Genomic DNA, 17,592 nt, shown 5'->3' on the forward strand with positions numbered 1-17,592 from the left:
CGAGATCCGCAAGCAGAACCCCGCCTTCGGACTCGGCACCTACACCGAACTGCAGTCCTCCAACCCCGCCGTCCTCGCCTTCCTCCGCGACTACGGCGACGACCTGGTGCTGTGCGTGCACAACTTCTCCCGCTTCGCACAGCCCACGGAACTCGATCTGAGGGTCTACGACGGACGGCACCCCGTCGAGCTGATCGGCGGCGTGCGGTTCCCGGCGATCGGTGAACTGCCCTACCTGCTGACCCTCGCGGGCCACGGCTTCTACTGGTTCCGGCTCACCCGAGTCGCATCCCGCATCGGCCGCCGCTGAGCACCGGCGCCGAGGAAAGGACGCGTCACCATGCCGAAGACCATCACCCCCCGGCCGAGAGCCGCGGCCGGCACGGACCGGCCCCTGGCCTCGCTGAGCGGGCTGCTGCGTGAATGGCTGCCCCTGCAGCGCTGGTTCGCGGGCAAGGACCGGCCCGTCACCGATCTGTCCCTGCTGTCCATGAGCGAGCTGTTCCCGGGATGTCTGCACCTGCTGGTCCACGCCTCGCACGCGCCGGTGCCCACCCCCGGCGGCACGCCGCCACCCGGCGACTGCTACCAGCTGTTCCTGGGCGTGCGCGAGCATCTCGCACCGCGGCTGGAGCGGGCGTACGTCGGCCGCGTCGAGGAGGGTCCGTTCGCCGGCCTCGCCGTGTACGACGCGCTGCAGGACCCGCGCTCGGCCCATCTGCTCCTGGAGCGGCTGCGGCAACCCGGCACCTCGGGTCCGCTGTGCTTCGAGAAGGCCCCGGGCGTCCATCTGCCCGGCGGGCTCCCACCACGGCTGCTGGACGCCGAGCAGTCCAACTCGTCGATCGTCTACGGCGACGCGTACATCCTGAAGCTCTTCCGGCGCATCCAGCCGGGCGTCAATCCCGACCTCGAGGTGCCGGGTGCACTGGCCGCGCAGGGGTGTGCGCGGGTACCGGCTCCGGTCGCCTGGTTCAGCACGAGTGCTCCGAGCCCGGCCACGCTGGGCGTCCTGCAGCCGTTCCTGCCGGACGCCACCGACGGCTGGACGCTGGCGCTGCGCGCGCTCGCCACGGGTGACGACTTCACCGCCGAGGCCCGGGAGCTGGGCCGGTCCATGGCCGAGGTGCACCTCGCGCTGGCCGACGCCTTCCCGCCGGCCGGGCCGGGCGAGAACGGCCGTACCGCGGAGGCGATGTGCGCGCGGCTGGACGCGGCCACGCACGCGGTGCCCGCGCTGCGGCCCTTCGTACCGGGCCTGCGGGCCGCGTTCGGCGCCCTGGCCACGTGCGACACCGGGCCGCCGGCCCAGCGCATCCACGGCGATCTGCACCTCGGGCAGGTGCTGCAGGCAGGGCGCGACTGGTTCGTCATCGACTTCGAGGGCGAGCCGTCCCGGCCGCTGGCCGAGCGGCGGGCCCCGCAGTCCCCGGTGCGGGACGTGGCCGGGATGCTGCGCTCCTTCGACTACGCGGCCCGGCAGCGCCGCCCCTGGCGGCCGGAGTGGGCACGCCGTTGCCGCGAGGCGTTCTGCGCGGGCTACGCGGCCCGCGCCGGGTGGGATCCACGCAAGAAGCACGCGCTGCTGCGCGCGCACGAGACGGACAGGGCGGTGTACGAGGTGCTGTACGAGGCGAGACACCGTCCGGACTGGCTTCCGGTGCCGATGGCCGCGATCCAGCGGCTCGCGGTGTGGGGAGGCTGACGTCATGACACGGAACGACACCGCACTTCCGCGGCCGGCGGGACCCGCCCCTTCCGCGGCCGTCCCGCTCGACCAGGGCGACCGCGACCGTCTGCTCGGCGGCGCGCACCACGACCCGCACGCCCTGCTGGGCGCCCACCCGGTGGCGGGCGGCACGCTGTTCAGGGCGCTGCGCCCGAACGCCCGCAAGGTCAGCGTCGTCGTCGACGGGATGCACAGCGCACTGGCGTCGGAGGGCGGCGGTCTGTTCGCCGCCGTGCTGCCGTACGACGAGATCCCGTCGTACACGCTGCATGTCACGTACGACGACGGTGAGGAGGAGACGGAGGATCCGTACCGTTTCCTGCCCGCTCTCGGCGAGCTGGACCTGCACCTGATCCGGGAGGGCCGGCACGAGCAGCTGTGGCGGGCGCTCGGTGCCGAGCCGATGACCCATCAGGGGGTCGCGGGCACCCGCTTCACCGTGTGGGCGCCGAACGCCCGGGGTGTGCGGGTCGCGGGCGACTTCACGTACTGGGACGGCACGCAGTACCCGATGCGGTCGCTCGGCGCGTCGGGCGTGTGGGAGCTGTTCGTGCCGGGCATCGGCGAGGGCGCGCGGTACAAGTTCGAGATCACCTCGCGCCACGGCGACCGGTTCCTGAAGGCGGACCCGATGGCCCGCCGTACGGAGGTCCCGCCCGCGACCGCCTCGGTCGTAGCGGTCTCGCGGTACGAGTGGGGCGACGCCGAATGGATGGCCCACCGGGGCGACTCACCCGTCCACGAGGCGCCGTTCTCGGTGTACGAGGTCCATCTGCCCTCCTGGCACCCGGGACTGACGTACCGCCAGCTGGCGGACGAACTGCCCGCCTACGTCAAGGAGATGGGATTCACCCATGTCGAGCTGATGCCGGTCGCCGGGCATCCCTTCAGCGGCTCCTGGGGCTACCAGGTCACCTCCTACTACGCGCCCACGCCCCGCCTGGGCTCCCCCGACGACTTCAAGTACCTGGTGGACGCGCTGCACCGGGCCGGCATCGGCGTGATCATGGACTGGGTGCCGGCCCACTTCCCCAAGGACGACTGGGCGCTGGCCCGGTTCGACGGTGAGCCGCTGTACGAGCCCGGGGACTGGCGGCGGGCCGAGCATCCGGACTGGGGCACGTACGAGTTCGACTACGGGCGGACCGAGGTGCGCAACTTCCTCGTCGCCAACGCCGTTTTCTGGTGTGAGGAGTTCCACATCGACGGGCTGCGGGTGGACGCCGTCGCCTCCATGCTCTACCTCGACTACTCGCGGGACTCCGGACAGTGGGCGCCGAACGTCTTCGGCGGGCGGGAGGACCTGGACGCGGTGGCCTTCCTGCAGGAGATGAACGCCACCGTCTACCGGCGCTGCCCGGGCGTGGTCACCATCGCCGAGGAGTCCACCGCCTGGGACGGGGTGACCCGGCCGACCGACAGTGGCGGGCTCGGCTTCGGGCTGAAGTGGAACATGGGCTGGATGCACGACTCGCTGGAGTACATCCGGCACGAGCCGGTGCACCGCAAGTACCACCACAACGAGATGACGTTCTCGATGGTGTACGCCTACACCGAGAACTACGTCCTCCCCATCTCCCACGACGAGGTCGTGCACGGCAAGCAGGCCCTGGTGTCGAAAATGCCGGGCGACTGGTGGCAGCGGCGGGCCAACCACCGCGCCTATCTCGGCTTCATGTGGGCCCACCCCGGCAAGCAGCTCCTCTTCATGGGTCAGGAGTTCGCCCAGGGCGCCGAGTGGTCCGAGGCGCACGGCCCCGAGTGGTGGCTGCTTGACGAGGACTACCACTCCGCTGGGGACCACCGGGGCGTACAGCATCTCGTGCGGGACCTGAACACGCTGTACCGGGCCACTCCGGCGCTGTGGCAGCGGGACACGGATCCGGGCGGTTTCCGATGGGTGCAGTGTGACGCGGCGGACGACAACGTCTTCGCGTTCCTGCGGTTCGACACCGAGGGATCACCCTTGCTGGCGGTGTCGAACCTCTCTCCCGTGGTCCGTGACGACTACCGTCTCCGGGTTCCCGACGAGGTCCCCGGCTGGCAGGAGGCGCTGAACTCGGACGACGCGCGCTACGGCGGCAGCGGTGTCTGCGTCGGCGCTCCGGGGGCGATCAAGCCCGAGGACGGGTTCCTCCGGCTCACGCTGCCGCCGCTCGCGACTGTCTGGTTGACGCCCGTGCGCTGAACCCACAGGTGTCGGCTGCCCGCTCCGGGGGGCAGTCAGGGTCGTACAGACCTACGACTGCTCCTCGTCACCCACAGAAGGGCGGCCCACGTGCGCACTGTCGGAGTGGAGGAGGAACTCCTTCTGGTCGACCCGGACAGCGGGGAGCCGAAGCCGCTGGCGGCCGTGTTCCTGGCCCGTGCCACCCAGGACGATCCCGGACAGGACGTGTTCCAGAAGGAGTTGTTCGGGCAGATGCTGGAGTTCGCCACGCATCCGCAGGCGGACATGGCGGACCTCGGCGCCGAGATCGTGCGCTGCCGCAAGGAGGCGTCCCGGCTGGCCGGCGAGATCGGCTGCGCGGTCGCCGCGCTCGCCACGTACCCGATGCCGGTGACCCCCTCGCTCACCGTGCACGAGCGCTACCAGTGGATGGCCGGGCGGTACGGGATGACGGCCCAGGACCAGCTCGTGTGCGGCTGCCATGCGCATGTCTCGGTGAAGTCCGACGAGGAGGGCGTCGCCGTCCTCGACCGGATCCGGCCGTGGCTCCCGGTGCTCCTGGCACTGAGCGCCAACTCGCCTTTCTGGCAGGGCCGGGACACCGGCTACGTCAGCTACCGCGGCCGGGTGGTGCGCCGTTGGCCGCAGGCGGGCCCGAACGAGCTGTTCGGCTCCGCCGAGCGGTACCACCGGCTGGCGCGGGACATGGTGGCCAGCGGGGTCATCCTCGACCGGGGGATGCTGTACTTCGACGCACGCCTGTCCGCGAGCTACCCGACGGTGGAAATCCGGGTGGCGGACGTGTGTCTGCGCGCGGACACCACCGTCCTGATCGCCACGCTGGCCCGTGCCCTGGTGGAGACGGCTGCCCGTGAGTGGCGGGCGGGCCTGCCGCCGCTCGACCACAGTGTGAGCCTGCTGAGGCTCGCCGCCTGGCAGGCCGCCCAGTCCGGTCTGGACGAGGACCTGTTGGACCCCGTGACCATGCTGCCCCGGCCGGCGGCGGAGGTGCTGTACTCCCTGCTGGAGCACACCGGGGACGCGCTCACCGACAGTGGTGACGCGGCCGGCGCCGAGGAGGCCGTCGCCAGGGTGCTGCGCCGGGGCAACGGCGCTCACGAGCAGCGGCTGCTCATGGAACGGACCGGCAGCCTGCGGGACGTCGTCACCGCCTGTGTGCGGCACACCCAGGACTGAGGGGCGGTCCGCCGGGGTCCGGGTTCGCGTGACTGGTGTGCGCAACGGCCTCTGGACACGCGCAGATCATCAGCGGATCACGACTTGCCTGTTCCTGGCCCCGAAACCGCTTGCCTGGGCTACATTCGAGCACCGCGCCGGCAACTGAGCCGACCGGCGGAGTCACCCTCCGTACACCTCGGGAGCAGCGCATGCGCGACGACGCCCTCGCTCCAGCAGCCGTACCGCCGCTGACCGGCGGGCTCGCCGACAGCATCTTCGAGACCGCGGATCGCAGTCCGACCCTGCCCCTCCTCGCGCGGCGCTCTGATGCGGCGCCCGGCGTGTGGGAGGAGATGACGGCGGTCGAGCTGCGGGACGAAGTGGTCGACCTGGCCAAGGGCCTGATCGCCTCGGGGATATCCCCGGGCCACCGGGTGGCCGTGATGGCGAGGACGCGTTACGAGTGGACGGTGTTCGCCCACGCACTGTGGACCGTCGGCGCGGAGGTCGTCCCCATCCACCCGGCGTCCTCACGGGACCAGGTGGAGTGGATCCTGCGGGACGCCAACTGCGTGGCCGTGGTGGTGGAGGACGAGCAGGGCATCATGACGGTCGGCACCGTGTGTGCGGGGCTGCCGCGGCTGAAGCACGTCTGGCAGCTGGACGCGGACGCGCTGGGCCGGCTGGCCGAGCAGGGCGCGCTCGTTCCGCTGACGACGGTGGACTCGCTGCGCCGGATCGTGCTGCCCGACGCGACGGCGGTCATCGCCTACACGTCGGGCACCACCGGCCGTCCGCTGGGCTGCGCACTGAGCCACCGCGGCCTGGCCCACCCGGTCGACATCCTGCTCGCCGGCTGGGCGCACACCGCGGCGCCCCCGGGCGAACAGCCGTCGGTGCTCGCCTTCCTGCCCTTCTCCCATGTGTACGGACTCATGGTCCAGGTGATGTGCGTGCGCGGCGGGGTCCTGATGGCGCACGAGCCGGAGATGACGGCGCAGGCCCTCGCCTCGGCGCTGCAGACGTTCCGGCCGACGTACCTGTACGGCGTGCCGTCGGTGTTCGAGAAGCTGTACAAGACCTTCCTGAGGACCGCTCAGCAGGCGGGCCGGGGTGCACTGTTCGAGCGGGCGGCGCAGACCGCGCGGGACTTCGCCGAGGCGGAGGAGCGCCGGCGGCTGGGCCTCGGGCCGGGTCCCGGGTTCGACCTACGGCTGCAACACGCCCTGTACGAGCGGACGGTGTACCGCAGGCTGCGGGCCGCGCTCGGCGGCCGCGCCGTACGGGGCACCTCGGGCGGCTCGTCGCTCAGCCGGGAACTGTCCCTGTTCTACGAGGGCATCGGGCTGTACCTGCACGACGGTTACGGGCTCACGGAGACGTCCGGCGGGATCACCATGCAGCCGCTGGGCCGGGAGAAGTCCGGGACCGTGGGCCGGCCGCTGCCGGGCACCGAGGTCCAGGTGGCCGACGACGGCGAGATCCTGGTGCGCGGCCCGTCGGTGTTCCAGGGCTACGTCGGCGAGGAGGCCCGGACGCGGGCCACGCTGTACGGCGGCTGGCTGGCCACCGGGGACATCGGACGGCTGGACTCCGAGGGCTATCTGACGATCACCGGCCGGAAGAAGGACGTGATCGTCACCAGCAGCGGCAAGAGCGTGGCACCGGCCCCGCTGGAGCAGCGGCTGCGCATGCATCCGCTGGTGCACCAGGCGGTGGTCGTCGGCGACGACCGGCCCTGCGTGGGGGCCCTGATCACGCTGGACCCGGAGTTCCTCGCGCACTGGCGGGCCGGCCTGGCCCTGCAGCCCGAGTCCCCGAGCCGGGAGGCCCGGGAGGAGAACGCGCTCAGGGAGGAGATCGCGCGGGCCGTCGCCTCGGCCAACAGCGCGGTGTCCCGCTCGGAGTCCATCAGGGTCTACCGCATCCTCCCGGAGCCGTTCGCCCCGGACAACGGGCTGCTGACACCGTCCATGAAGCTGCGCCGGGACGCCATAGCGCGGCACTACGCCGCCGAGATCGACGCGATGTACGAGGCCCGGTCGCGCGCGGCACGGCGGCCGGATCACGAGGAGCCGGCCGACTGGGACGATTCGGACAACGTCTTCCGCTAGGAGGTGCGGGCAGGGAGCCCGGGCGGCCGGGTGGACGGGTAACCGGCCCGGCTGGGGGAACCCGAGCAGTGGAGTGATCAGCAACGACGACCGCCCTGGTCGCGAGGGGCCGCCGGCCCCGACCGGACGGGGCCGGGGAATGCGAGATGGCGACAGAGCCGCGTGGCGACGACACACCGCACCCGGAGGAGTGGGCCGAGCGGGCGTTCTCCTTCCCGGGTGAGCTGCGCAACGTGACCGGGGCACGGCTCGCCGCGGAGGAGTTCCTGTGCGCCCTCGCCCGGGACGCGCCGCCCGGCACGCCCGAGTGCTGGGACGACATCCTGCTGGTCGTCACGGAACTGGCCGCCAACGCCGTCCAGTACGCCCCGGGACCCTTCGGCCTGCGGATGCGCCGCACCTTCGACGGGGTGCACGTGACGATGCACGACACCAGCACCACCCGGCCCGAGCCGCGCCCCTTCCAGCCGAGTGCGGGCGGTGGCGGGATCGGCTGGCACCTGGTGCACACGCTGTGCAGTCAGGTGAGCGTGGTCGTCGAGGACCGGGGCAAGGACATCCACGTGTTCCTGCCCTGGTGACGGGGAACGCCGCGTGCGCGGTGCCCATGAGTACGACGTGTATCTGTGCGATACCTGGTTACTAAGAGCCCCAGCGGGGGCATGCTGGTGCCCACGCGTTCGTCTGCCTGCCGCACCCAGCTGGCGGAACGGCTCGGTGCACGGTGGGATCGGTGTGGCCGCAGCGATCCTGGGCACGCGAACGGCGTGGAGTCGGACCGCCTGGAGCCGCAGAGAGGGATGAACACCGTGACACGACCCAGGATCCTGGTGGTTGGCGCAGGCTTCGCCGGAGTCGATTGCGTCCGCCGCCTGGAGCGGAAGCTCGCCCCGGACGAGGCCGACGTCACGCTGGTGACGCCGTTCTCCTACCAGCTCTACCTCCCCCTGCTGCCCCAGGTCGCCTCCGGTGTGCTGACACCGCAGTCGATCGCCGTCTCGCTGCGCCGCAGCAGGAAGTACCGCACCCGGATCATCCCGGGCGGTGCGATCGGCGTGGACCTGAAGTCCAAGGTCTGTGTCATCCGCACCCTCACCGAAGACGTCGTCAACGAGCGGTACGACTACATCGTGCTGGCCCCGGGCAGCGTGACCCGCACCTTCGACATCCCGGGGCTCACCGAGCACGCGTTCGGGATGAAGACCCTCGCCGAGGCCGCCTACATCCGCGACCACGTCATCTCGCAGCTGGACCTCGCGGACGCCAGCGACGACCCGGCCGAACGGGCCGCCCGGCTCCAGTTCGTGGTGGTCGGCGGCGGTTACGCGGGCACCGAGACCGCGGCCTGTCTGCAACGGCTCACGCACGCGGCCGTGCAGCGCTATCCGCGGCTCGACCCGAACCTGATCAGGTGGCACCTCATCGACATCGCGCCCAAGCTCATGCCGGAGCTGGGCGACAAACTGGGCCGCAGCGCGCAGGAGATCCTGCGGCGGCGCGGCATCGACGTCTCGCTGGGCGTGTCGATCGACAAGGCGGGAGCCGAGGAGGTCACCTTCACCGACGGCCGGGTGGTGCCGACGCACACCCTGATCTGGACGGCCGGTGTGGTCGCGAGCCCGCTGATCGCCACGCTCGGCGCGGAGACGGTCCGCGGCAGGCTCGCGGTCACCACCGAGATGACCCTGCCCGGTCACGACGGGGTGTTCGCGCTCGGCGACGCGGCCGCCGTGCCCGACAAGACCAAGGCCGAGGAGAGCGCGGTCTGTCCGCCCACCGCCCAGCACGCCATGCGCCAGGGCCGGAAGGTCGCCGACAACGTCATCGCGACCCTGCGCAACCAGCCGCTGGTGCCGTACGTGCACAAGGACCTGGGCCTCGTCGTCGACCTGGGCGGCAAGGACGCCGTGTCCAAGCCGCTGGGCATCGAGCTGCGGGGCGTGCCCGCGCAGGCGGTGGCCCGCGGCTATCACTGGTCGGCGTTGCGCACCAACGTCGCGAAGACCCGCGTCATGACCAACTGGCTGCTGAACGCGGTCGCAGGCGACGACTTCGTCCGCACCGGCTTCCAGTCCCGCAAGCCGGCCCGGCTGAAGGACTTCGAGTACACGGACACCTATCTGACACCGGAACAGGTCCGCGCCCGGGCGGAGGGTGGCGACTCCGCGAGTTCCTGATGTGACCCGGATCACTGGAGACTGCCGGTCACTTCCGGGCCGGCCGGCGGTCTTCTCTGATGATCAGCACACGTCACACGGATGGGACACACCGCCATGACCGAGAAGACCGTGCAGGGCCCGGCGAGCTACTTCCCCTCGATCGAGAAGAAGTACGGCCGTCCGGTCGCCGAATGGCAGGAGCTGGTCCGTGCCTCCCCGCTGACCAAGCACATGGAGCTGGTCGCCTGGCTCAAGTCCGAGCACGGTCTCGGGCACGGGCACGCCAACGCTCTCGTTGCGTACACGCTGGCCGAGGGCAAGTAGCAGGCCGGCCGAGGGCGGGCGGGCCGGGCCGCCGTGCCATGCTGGGACGGAGATCAAGTTCCGGCACGGGAGAGAGCGCGGCGGCGTGAGGGCAGCGGTTCGGTCGGGGTGGGCACGAATGCGGGTCCGGCTCGCGGCGTCCGATCCCGGGCTGCTGCGGCTCACCGCGGGTCTGCGCACGGTGGCCGCCATCGTCCTCACCCTTGCCGTGCTGGCCCTGCTGCGGGTCCCGGTCCCGCAGCTCGTCGCGGGCGCCATGGCGTCGATGGTCGCGACCTTCGCCCTCCGCGAGAAGCAGCGCTCCCAGCAGGCCGTCACCCTCGCACTGGGCCTGCCGGTGGCGCTCGCCTCGGTGTCGCTGAGCGCGCTGCTGAACCAACGGGTCGTCGTGGGCGACGTGTTCTTCGTCGTTCTCATCTTCTGTGCCGTCTACGGCCGCCGGTTCGGCGACCGCGGCACGGCGCTGGGCCTCATCGGCTTCCAGATCTACTTCCTCTCCCTGTTCGTGCACGCGACCACCGCCACGCTGCCCGCCCTGTACGGCGTGATCACCGTGGCGTTCGTGTGCAGCGCCGCCGCCCGGTTCGTCCTGCTGCCCGAGACCCCGGCGGGCACCCTCGGCCTGCTGCGGCGGGCCTTCAGGGCCCGGCTCGGGCAGCTGGTCGCGACCCAGATCGAGCTGCTGGACGCCGGTCCCGACGAGGCCGAGAAGGTGCTGGAGCACCTGCGCACCGGCACCGCCCGGCTGCACGAGACGGCGCTGATGATCCAGGGCCGGCTGGAGGACGGCACCGCCGACGAGGCGACGGCACGCCTGCTGCAGCGCCGTGTCGCCGACGCCGAGATCGCCGCCGAGCGGCTCGGACTGCTGCTGCTCACGGCGCGCAGCGCCGAACGGACGGACACGCTCACCCTGCACCTGCCCGGCGCGCCCCTCCCGTCCGGCGGCGCACTGCCGGTGCGGGACGAGGCGACGACGGTGCTGCGCCGGGACCTGGAGGCGCTGCGCCTGCTGGTGCTGCGCCCGATCGGCGAGGCCTCGGGAACCGCGCTGGCGCAGGTGCGCAACCGGCTGCTCGGCTACCGCGAGGAGGAGAACCTGCCCAGGGCTTCCCCGGCCGTACAGGACGTCTACCGGGGGCTCGGCGAGGCCGCGCGGGCCGTCCTCGGGCTGCGGATCGCCCTGGACGGGCCGCAGGACGAGTCCGACGACACCCCGGCGACGGCTCGGTCCCGCGAGGAGCTGGACGCCGAGGACGCCGCCATCGAGAGCGGCGAGGAGACCGAGCCCGCCAAGCCGGAGCCGACCGGGCTCGGGCGGCCCACCACCCGGGCCGCCGTGCAGGTGGCCGTCGGGTCGGCCCTGGCCATCGTGGGCGGTGAGCTGCTGTCCAGCCAGCGCTGGTACTGGGCGGTGCTGACCTGCTGGATCGTCTTCCTGAACACCGCGTCGACCGGCGAGATCCTGGTGAAGGGCTACCGGCGGCTGGTCGGCACGGTCCTCGGCGTGGTGGCCGGCATCGGACTCGCGGGGCTGGTCGGACACCACACCTGGACGGCGTTCGCGCTGGTGCTGGTGTGCATCTTCGCCATGTTCTTCACCGCGCCCCTGTCCTACACGCTGATGTCGTTCTTCGTGACGGCGATGCTGGGGCTGCTCTACACGCTGCTGAGCACCTACAGCGTGTCGGTGCTGGTGCTGCGGGTGGAGGAGACGGCGCTCGGCGCGGCCTGCGGGATGATCGCGGCGGCGTTGGTGCTGCCGGTCCGTACCGACCGGCGCACCAACGACCTGCTCGTCGGCGTCCTCGACAAGCTGGCGCTCGTCACCCGGGCCGCCATGGACCAGCTGAGCGGCGCGCCGCCGGCCGACCTGGTGGACCAGGCGCGTGATCTGGACCAGGCGCTGGCCGATCTGCGTGCGGCCACCCAGCCGCTGACCCATCCGATCGCCCCGCAGCGCGGCCGCAGGGACACCGCCCGGTACGTGGTGGCCCTGCTGGAGACCTGCGCCTACCACGCGCGTTCGCTCGCGGCCACGGCCGAGCTGCTGCCGACGCACCCGTCGATCGCGGCTGATCCCCGGCTGCGCGGGGCGGGCCGGCGGATCGTGCACAACATCGAGGCGATCGCCGCGCACGTCGCCGACCCCCGCTCGACGGTGGAGATCGAGACCGGCCCCAGCATCGCGTCGATGCTGGAACCGGGCACCCTGCGCACCCCGCGCTACGGCCGGGTGACCGACCGGGTGCTGCGGCATCTGCAACGCCTGGACGAGGCGGTGTCGGGTCTGGCCCGGCCGCTGGGCATCGCGCGGGAGCGGTCCGGGAAGTGACGGCCGGTCACCCGGCGGTCCGGCCGCCCTGCCGCTGCCCCAGCGCCACGGCACGTACCCGGGCGCAGCTGCGGCTGATGAGCCGGGAGACGTGCATCTGGGAGATGCCGAGCCGGTCGGCGATGCGGCTCTGCGTCATGTCCTCGAAGAAGCGCATGTAGAGGATGGCCCGTTCCCGCTCGGGGAGCCGGCGCAGCCCCTCCTTGGCGGCCTCCCGGTCGACGACGACGTCGTACGAGGAGTCCGTGGCACCCAGCGTGTCGGCCAGGTTGTGCCCGTCTTCGCCGGTGGACAGCTCGGCGTCCAGCGAGAGGCTGCTGAAGCTCTCCAGCGCCTCCACGCCCTCGGCGACCTGTTCCTCGGTGAGGCCGGTGTGCGCGGCGATGTCGGCGGCGGTCGGCTCGGGGGCACCGGGGTGCTGGATGAGTTCGCGGCGGGCCAGGCGCACCCGGTTGCGCAGCTCCTGCACCCGGCGCGGCACCCGCACGGCCCACATCCGGTCCCGGAAGTGCCGCTTCACCTCGCCGGTGATGGTCGGGACGGCGTAGCTCTCGAAGGCTCCCCGGGAGGGGTCGTACCGGTCGATGGCCTTGACCAGGCCGAGCGCGGCCACCTGGCGCAGATCCTCGGTGGACTCCCCACGGTCGCGGAACCGGCCTGCGATCCGGTGGGCCATGGGCAGCCACTCGGTCGCCAGTTCGTCGCGGACGGCGTCCCGTTCGGGGCAGTCGTCCAGTTCCACGAGCCGTGCGAAGAGGGCCGCGGTGTCGGGGGCGTCGTCGTGGGTCCGCCGCTCCGAGGCGACGGATTTCGTGTCGGTCAGCATGCGGAATCGCTCCTGAACAGAGGTTTTCCGGTCCTGGACGGAAGCAAATTGCGCCTGCCCGCCCGCGCACACGGCAAACACGGCTTGTGAGCACTTCGGCCACCGGTGTGTCGTCCGGAGTGAAACGAGTCACGCGACCCGCTCTCGATTGGGCGAATTCCGGGAAGATGGTTTACCGTTCATCCATAAGTGGTGACGGAGTCGACCGGAACCGTCCTCCTTCACCGCCGCATACGGCCCTGGCTGGTCTCCCCCGTCCAGCCAGGGCTTTTTCATGCCTCCGCGGCACGTCGCCGGCAGAAACCCGCTTCCTTCGAGGTGCCCCGGACGGCGGCAGCGGCTGAAATGGGCTTGGGGAAACCACCCGAACCGCTGCCGGCGAGGAGTCCCGCGCCATGACCAAAGCGATAAAGCTGCTGACCGCCCTCCCGCAGGCCCAGCGCGAGCGGCTGATGGAGCTGGCCAAGGAGGTGTCCTTCCCGGAGGACACCCACATCTTCGAGGCGGGCGGCACCGCCGACCGCTTCTGGGTGGTCCGCTCCGGCGCGGTCCACCTGGACCAGCAGGTCACCGCCCGGCAGCGGGTCACCGTGGCCACGCTCGGCGCGGGCGACATGCTCGGCTGGTCCTGGCTGTTCCCGCCGTACGAGTGGGACTTCGGCGCCGTGGCCTTCAGCAATGTCCGGGCCTACGAGTTCGACGGACCGTCGGTGCTCGCCCTCTGCGTGGAGGACCCGCTGCTCGGGCTGTCGCTGGTGCGCACGGTCGCCGAGATCCTCGCCAACCGCCTGGAGACGACCCGCGGCAAGCTGATGGATCAGTACACGCTCCGTCGGCGCAGCGGCCCGCTCTGAGCTCCGCCGGAGGTACCGCGATGCGCCGTCGATCCACTGCGGCGCCGTCGTGGCCGGTCGCGCCCGCGCGGCGGAGCCGCACATCGACACGGCCCCGCGCCCCTGACGGGGCGCTTCAGATCCGGTAGCGCCGCAGCGCCGGGACGGCCGCGGCGAGCCCCAGCATGAGCACCACCACCAGCGCGCCCCCGCCCGCCACGGCAGTCCTGGGGCCGAACGCCGAGCCCGCGGTGCCGTGCAGCACGTCGGCCAGGCGCGGACCGCCCGCGACGACCACGGTGAACACCCCCTGCATCCGGCCGCGCATCTCGTCGGTCGCGGCGGACAGCAGGATCGCCCCGCGGAACACCATGGAGACCATGTCGGCGACCCCGGCCGCGGCGAGGAAGGCCATGGCCACCCAGAGGTTGCCGCTCAGCCCGAACCCGGCGACGGCCACGCCCCAGCCGACGACCGCGCCGATGACCATCCAGCCGTGCCGCCGCGCACGCGAGAAGACGCCGGAGAACAGGCCGCCGAGCACCGCGCCGACCGGGATCCCGGCGAACAGCACACCGAGCGCCAGCCCTTCGCCGTAGGAGCCGTACGTCTGCGCGGCCAGCTGCGGGAACAGGGCGCGGGGCATGCCGAAGACCATGGCCACGATGTCGGCCAGGAACGAGAGCAGCAGCACCTTGTGCCCCGAGATGTAGCGGAACCCGGCCGCGATCTCGCGCACCCCGGCCCGGCGGGCCGCGCCGGCGCCCAGCGGCGGCAGCGCGGGCAGCCGGAACACCGCCCACACGGTGACGCACAGCGCCAGCGCGTCGATCAGGTACAGCTCGGGCAGCCCGATGACCGGTATCAGCGCTCCGGCCAGCAGCGGACCCGCGACGAGGCCGGTCTGCATCACCGTCGAGCCGAGCGCGCCCGCCGCCGCGAGCTGCTCGGCCGGGACGAGGCGGGCTATGGAGGCGGTGCGGGCCGGGGAGTTGAGGCCGAAGAAGGCCTGTTGCACGGCGAGCAGCAGCATGAGGACCACGACGGAGTCCAGGCCGGTGACGGCCTGCGTCCAGAACAGCACCGAGGTCACGGCGATCCCGCTGTTGGTCACCAGCAGCAGCTTGCGCCGGTCCACCGTGTCGGCGACCGCCCCGCCCCACAGCGCGAACACCACCATGGGCACCAGACCGGCGAGGCTGGCGTAGCCGACCCAGGCCGAGGAGTGGGTGATGTCGTAGATCTGCTTGGGGACGGCGACCGCGGTCAGCTGGCTGCCGACGGCGGTGACGACGGTCGACGACCACAGCCGCCGGTAGGCGGGGATGCGCAGCGGCCGGGTGTCCATCGCCCAGCGGCGCCAGCCGCGCCGGGGCGGGGCCGGGGCGGCCGGGCTTTCGCTGTCGGCACCGGTGTCGGGATCGGTGCTGCTCTCGCTCGTATCCACGGGCTTCCTGGTTGCTCGATACATCTTTCGATTTCGAGCCTCACTATGGCAGCAACTTCCCCGCCTGCCGAACGGGTTGTCCCAGGATCCGGCGCCGCAGGATCCGGTGTCTGAGGATCCGGTGTCTCAGGATCCGGTGTCTCAGGATCCGGCGAGGAGCGTGGCGCCGAGCGCGAGCATGGTGACGGCGACCAGACCGTCCAGGACCCGCCAGGCCGTGGGCCGGGCGAGGAAGCGGCCGAGCAGCCGCGCGCCGAAGCCGAGCGCGGCGAACCAGCACAGGCTCGCGAGGGCGGCCCCGAGCCCGAAGGTCCAGCGCAGCGGGCCGCGGTCGGCGGCGAGGGAGCCGAGCAGGAACACGGTGTCGAGGTAGACGTGCGGGTTGAGCCAGGTCATCGCCAGGCAGGTCAGGATGGCGCGCCGCCGTGAGCCGGCCGCCTCGCCCTCCGCACGCAGGCCGGTACCGGGCCTGAGGACGCGGCGGGCGGCGAGGGCGCCGTAGCACAGCAGGAACGCGCCGCCGATGAGCCCTACGGCCCGTACCGCGCCCGGCCAGGCCACCACGACCGCGCCGACCCCGCCGACGCCGAGGGCTATGAGCAGCGCGTCGGACAGGGCGCAGATCCCGACCACGGCGAGGACGGCGTCGCGGCGCACCCCCTGGCGCAGGACGAAGGCGTTCTGGGCGCCGATGGCGACGATCAGGGAGAGGCCGGTGCCGAATCCGGCGGCCGCGGCGGTCAGTGCGTGGTTCATACCGTCGACGTTAAGCAAACGATCACTGCAGGTACAGCTAAAGATTCTTACGTATCCTTAGCGCTCGTGATGGAGGAGCTTCCCCTGGAGCAGGTGCGGACGCTGCTCGCCGTGGTGGACGAGGGCACGTTCGACGCGGCGGCCGCGGCCCTGCACGTGACGCCGTCGGCGGTCAGCCAGCGGGTCAAGGCGCTGGAGCAGCGCACCGGCCGGGTGCTGCTGCAGCGCACCAAGCCGGTGCGCCCGACGGAGTCCGGGGCGGTGCTGGTCAGGTTCGCCCGGCAGCTGGCCCGGCTGGAGCGGGACGCGCGCGGCGAGCTGGGCCTGAGCGGTGCCGGCGAGCCGACGCGGGTGTCGGTCGCGGTGAACGCGGACTCGCTGGCGACCTGGTTCCTCGGCGCACTCACCCGGGTGGAGGGCCTCTGCTACGAGCTGCACCGCGAGGACGAGGCGCATACGGCGGCGTTGCTGCGCGAGGGCCTGGTGATGGCGGCCGTGACCTCCTCGCCCGACGCGGTGCCGGGCTGCTCGGTCCGCCCGCTCGGCCGGATGAGGTACTTGGCCGCGGCCGCACCCGGGTTCGCCGAGCGGTATCTGGACGGGCCGCTGCGGGACCTCCTGCCCGAGGCGCCCGTCGTGGTCTTCGACCGCAAGGACGACTTCCAGGACGGCTTCGTACGGCGGCTGGGCGGCACGGGCGCCAGCCGGCTGCGGCACTACGTGCCGTCCTCGGAAGCCTTCGCCGAAGCGGTCACCGCGGGCCTCGGCTGGGGCATGATCCCGGAGCCCGAGGCCCGGCCGCTGCTGGCCGAGGGCCGCCTGGTCCTGCTCGCCCCGCGGGAGTGGGTCGACCTCCCGCTGTACTGGCAGCAGTGGAAACTGGACTCCCCCGCGCTGGCGGCACTGGCCGAGGCGGTGACGGCGACGGCGGCCGAGGCGCTGCGCCGGTGACGGCGAAGGTCAGGGCACCTGCGGGGCGAGCCGCCCGGCCGCGCTGTCCAGCAGCATCTCCAGGGCCGTCGGGTAGGCGCTGGTGACCATGCGCCGGGCCAGCAGCGGAGCCGCCTCGGCGATGCGGGGGTGGGTGGCGCGGGGCAGCCGGGCGTAGGTCGAGTGCCACTTGTCCTCGTCGGCCCGCTGGGAGGCGCTCGGCAGGGCCAGGGACGCGGCGTCGAGTGCGGCGAAGGCCAGCGTCTGGTCGATGAAGGCGTGGTAGACGCGGACCGTCTCCGGCAGAGAGAACCCGGCCGTGCGCAGGACGTCCAGGACCGCCTCGTCCGCGGCCAGTTCCTGGGCGCGCCCGGTGACCCGGCTGGCGGTCAGCAGCGCCGCCTGCGGGTGCGCGACGTACGCGGCGTGGATGCGCAGTCCGATCGTCCGCAGGTCCGCCCGCCACTGTCCCGTCGGCTCCCAGCCCGCCAGAGCCTGCCCGATGAGCGCGTCACCGATGGCCAGGGTCAGGTCGTCCATGCCGCGGAAGTACCGGTACAGCGTGCTGGGGTCGCAGTCCAGGGCGAGACCCAGGCGACGCGCGGTGAGCCCGGTGCTGCCGTGCTCACGCAGCAGACGCAGCGCGGTCTCGACGATGAGCGGCTCGGACAGCACGGTGCCGCTGCGGGTCGGACGGCGCCGGCGGCGCTTCTCCTCGGGCACCACGGGCTTGGGCACGGCGGGTCCTCCCTGCGGTCCTTATGCCAACGGCATTGACCTTACGCCATGC

The 17,592-nt window shown here is 72.2% G+C and carries 15 protein-coding genes; 11 read left to right on the forward strand and 4 right to left on the reverse strand.

What is annotated here, in order from left to right; all coding sequences use genetic code 11:
- From AC07DS_RS19020 to AC07DS_RS19060, 9 genes are all read left to right on the forward strand, one after another.
- Nucleotides 1–310: alpha-glucosidase C-terminal domain-containing protein (locus AC07DS_RS19020; protein WP_479146727.1), on the forward strand; the 310-nt coding region annotated here is incomplete at its 5' end.
- Between the two features lie 30 nt (nt 311–340).
- Nucleotides 341–1,705: a maltokinase N-terminal cap-like domain-containing protein gene (locus AC07DS_RS19025; protein ID WP_479146729.1), complete on the forward strand. Its 1,365-nt coding sequence runs from the start codon at nt 341–343 to the stop codon at nt 1,703–1,705.
- Between the two features lie 4 nt (nt 1,706–1,709).
- Nucleotides 1,710–3,917 carry a 1,4-alpha-glucan branching enzyme gene (glgB, locus tag AC07DS_RS19030; RefSeq protein WP_479146731.1) on the forward strand — a complete coding sequence of 736 codons (2,208 nt, stop codon included), beginning with the start codon at nt 1,710–1,712 and terminating at the stop codon, nt 3,915–3,917.
- 90 nt (nt 3,918–4,007) lie between these two features.
- A complete protein-coding gene (locus tag AC07DS_RS19035; protein ID WP_479146733.1) occupies nt 4,008–5,096 on the forward strand; it encodes a glutamate--cysteine ligase 2 in 1,089 nt (362 codons plus the stop codon).
- A gap of 191 nt (nt 5,097–5,287) precedes the next feature.
- Nucleotides 5,288–7,192: an AMP-dependent synthetase/ligase gene (locus tag AC07DS_RS19040; protein WP_479146735.1), complete on the forward strand. Its 1,905-nt coding sequence runs from the start codon at nt 5,288–5,290 to the stop codon at nt 7,190–7,192.
- 146 nt (nt 7,193–7,338) lie between these two features.
- Nucleotides 7,339–7,773 (forward strand): ATP-binding protein, encoded by a 435-nt coding sequence (locus AC07DS_RS19045; RefSeq protein WP_479146737.1) that lies wholly within the window; start codon nt 7,339–7,341, stop codon nt 7,771–7,773.
- A 219-nt stretch (nt 7,774–7,992) separates the two neighbouring features.
- The gene (locus AC07DS_RS19050; RefSeq protein ID WP_479146740.1) at nt 7,993–9,369 is read left to right on the forward strand and encodes an NAD(P)/FAD-dependent oxidoreductase; all 1,377 of its coding nucleotides are present in this window, start codon (nt 7,993–7,995) and stop codon (nt 9,367–9,369) included.
- A gap of 96 nt (nt 9,370–9,465) precedes the next feature.
- Nucleotides 9,466–9,675, forward strand: coding sequence for a DUF4287 domain-containing protein (locus AC07DS_RS19055; protein WP_479146743.1), 210 nt, complete (start codon nt 9,466–9,468; stop codon nt 9,673–9,675).
- A gap of 118 nt (nt 9,676–9,793) precedes the next feature.
- A complete protein-coding gene (locus AC07DS_RS19060) occupies nt 9,794–12,010 on the forward strand; it encodes an FUSC family protein (protein ID WP_479146744.1) in 2,217 nt (738 codons plus the stop codon).
- Between the two features lie 7 nt (nt 12,011–12,017).
- Here AC07DS_RS19060 and AC07DS_RS19065 read toward each other — a convergent pair whose 3' ends face one another.
- Nucleotides 12,018–12,836, reverse strand: a complete 819-nt coding sequence (locus AC07DS_RS19065; protein ID WP_479146746.1) for a SigB/SigF/SigG family RNA polymerase sigma factor — start codon at nt 12,834–12,836, stop codon at nt 12,018–12,020.
- Nucleotides 12,837–13,231: 395 nt separating this feature from the next.
- Here AC07DS_RS19065 and AC07DS_RS19070 point away from each other — a divergent pair, with 395 nt between their 5' ends.
- A complete protein-coding gene (locus AC07DS_RS19070) occupies nt 13,232–13,690 on the forward strand; it encodes a cyclic nucleotide-binding domain-containing protein (protein ID WP_479146749.1) in 459 nt (152 codons plus the stop codon).
- Nucleotides 13,691–13,805: 115 nt separating this feature from the next.
- Here AC07DS_RS19070 and AC07DS_RS19075 read toward each other — a convergent pair whose 3' ends face one another.
- Both AC07DS_RS19075 and AC07DS_RS19080 read right to left on the reverse strand, forming a co-directional pair.
- Entirely contained in the window at nt 13,806–15,116 is a 1,311-nt protein-coding gene (locus AC07DS_RS19075) for an MFS transporter (RefSeq protein WP_479146751.1), read from the reverse strand.
- A 141-nt stretch (nt 15,117–15,257) separates the two neighbouring features.
- Entirely contained in the window at nt 15,258–15,872 is a 615-nt protein-coding gene (locus AC07DS_RS19080) for a LysE/ArgO family amino acid transporter (protein ID WP_479146753.1), read from the reverse strand.
- A gap of 66 nt (nt 15,873–15,938) precedes the next feature.
- On the opposite strand from AC07DS_RS19080, the gene AC07DS_RS19085 reads away from it, so the two are divergent.
- Nucleotides 15,939–16,823: a LysR family transcriptional regulator ArgP gene (locus AC07DS_RS19085; RefSeq protein ID WP_479146755.1), complete on the forward strand. Its 885-nt coding sequence runs from the start codon at nt 15,939–15,941 to the stop codon at nt 16,821–16,823.
- A 9-nt stretch (nt 16,824–16,832) separates the two neighbouring features.
- On the opposite strand, the gene AC07DS_RS19090 is transcribed toward AC07DS_RS19085, so the two are convergent.
- Nucleotides 16,833–17,540, reverse strand: a complete 708-nt coding sequence (locus AC07DS_RS19090; RefSeq protein WP_145881703.1) for a TetR/AcrR family transcriptional regulator — start codon at nt 17,538–17,540, stop codon at nt 16,833–16,835.
- Nucleotides 17,541–17,592: the final 52 nt, after the last annotated feature.

The organism is Streptomyces sp. NPDC044064 (assembly GCF_056434245.1).

Bases quoted from the DNA above. Each gene is read 5' to 3' on its own strand.
- AC07DS_RS19025 (WP_479146729.1), top strand. From the start codon at position 341: ATGCCGAAGACCATCACCCCCCGGCCGAGAGCCGCGGCCGGCACGGAC.
- glgB (WP_479146731.1), top strand. From the start codon at position 1,710: ATGACACGGAACGACACCGCACTTCCGCGGCCGGCGGGACCCGCCCCT.
- AC07DS_RS19040 (WP_479146735.1), top strand. From the start codon at position 5,288: ATGCGCGACGACGCCCTCGCTCCAGCAGCCGTACCGCCGCTGACCGGC.
- AC07DS_RS19045 (WP_479146737.1), top strand. From the start codon at position 7,339: ATGGCGACAGAGCCGCGTGGCGACGACACACCGCACCCGGAGGAGTGG.
- AC07DS_RS19050 (WP_479146740.1), top strand. From the start codon at position 7,993: ATGAACACCGTGACACGACCCAGGATCCTGGTGGTTGGCGCAGGCTTC.
- AC07DS_RS19055 (WP_479146743.1), top strand. From the start codon at position 9,466: ATGACCGAGAAGACCGTGCAGGGCCCGGCGAGCTACTTCCCCTCGATC.
- AC07DS_RS19060 (WP_479146744.1), top strand. From the start codon at position 9,794: ATGCGGGTCCGGCTCGCGGCGTCCGATCCCGGGCTGCTGCGGCTCACC.
- AC07DS_RS19065 (WP_479146746.1), bottom strand. From the start codon at position 12,836: ATGCTGACCGACACGAAATCCGTCGCCTCGGAGCGGCGGACCCACGAC.
- AC07DS_RS19070 (WP_479146749.1), top strand. From the start codon at position 13,232: ATGACCAAAGCGATAAAGCTGCTGACCGCCCTCCCGCAGGCCCAGCGC.
- AC07DS_RS19080 (WP_479146753.1), bottom strand. From the start codon at position 15,872: ATGAACCACGCACTGACCGCCGCGGCCGCCGGATTCGGCACCGGCCTC.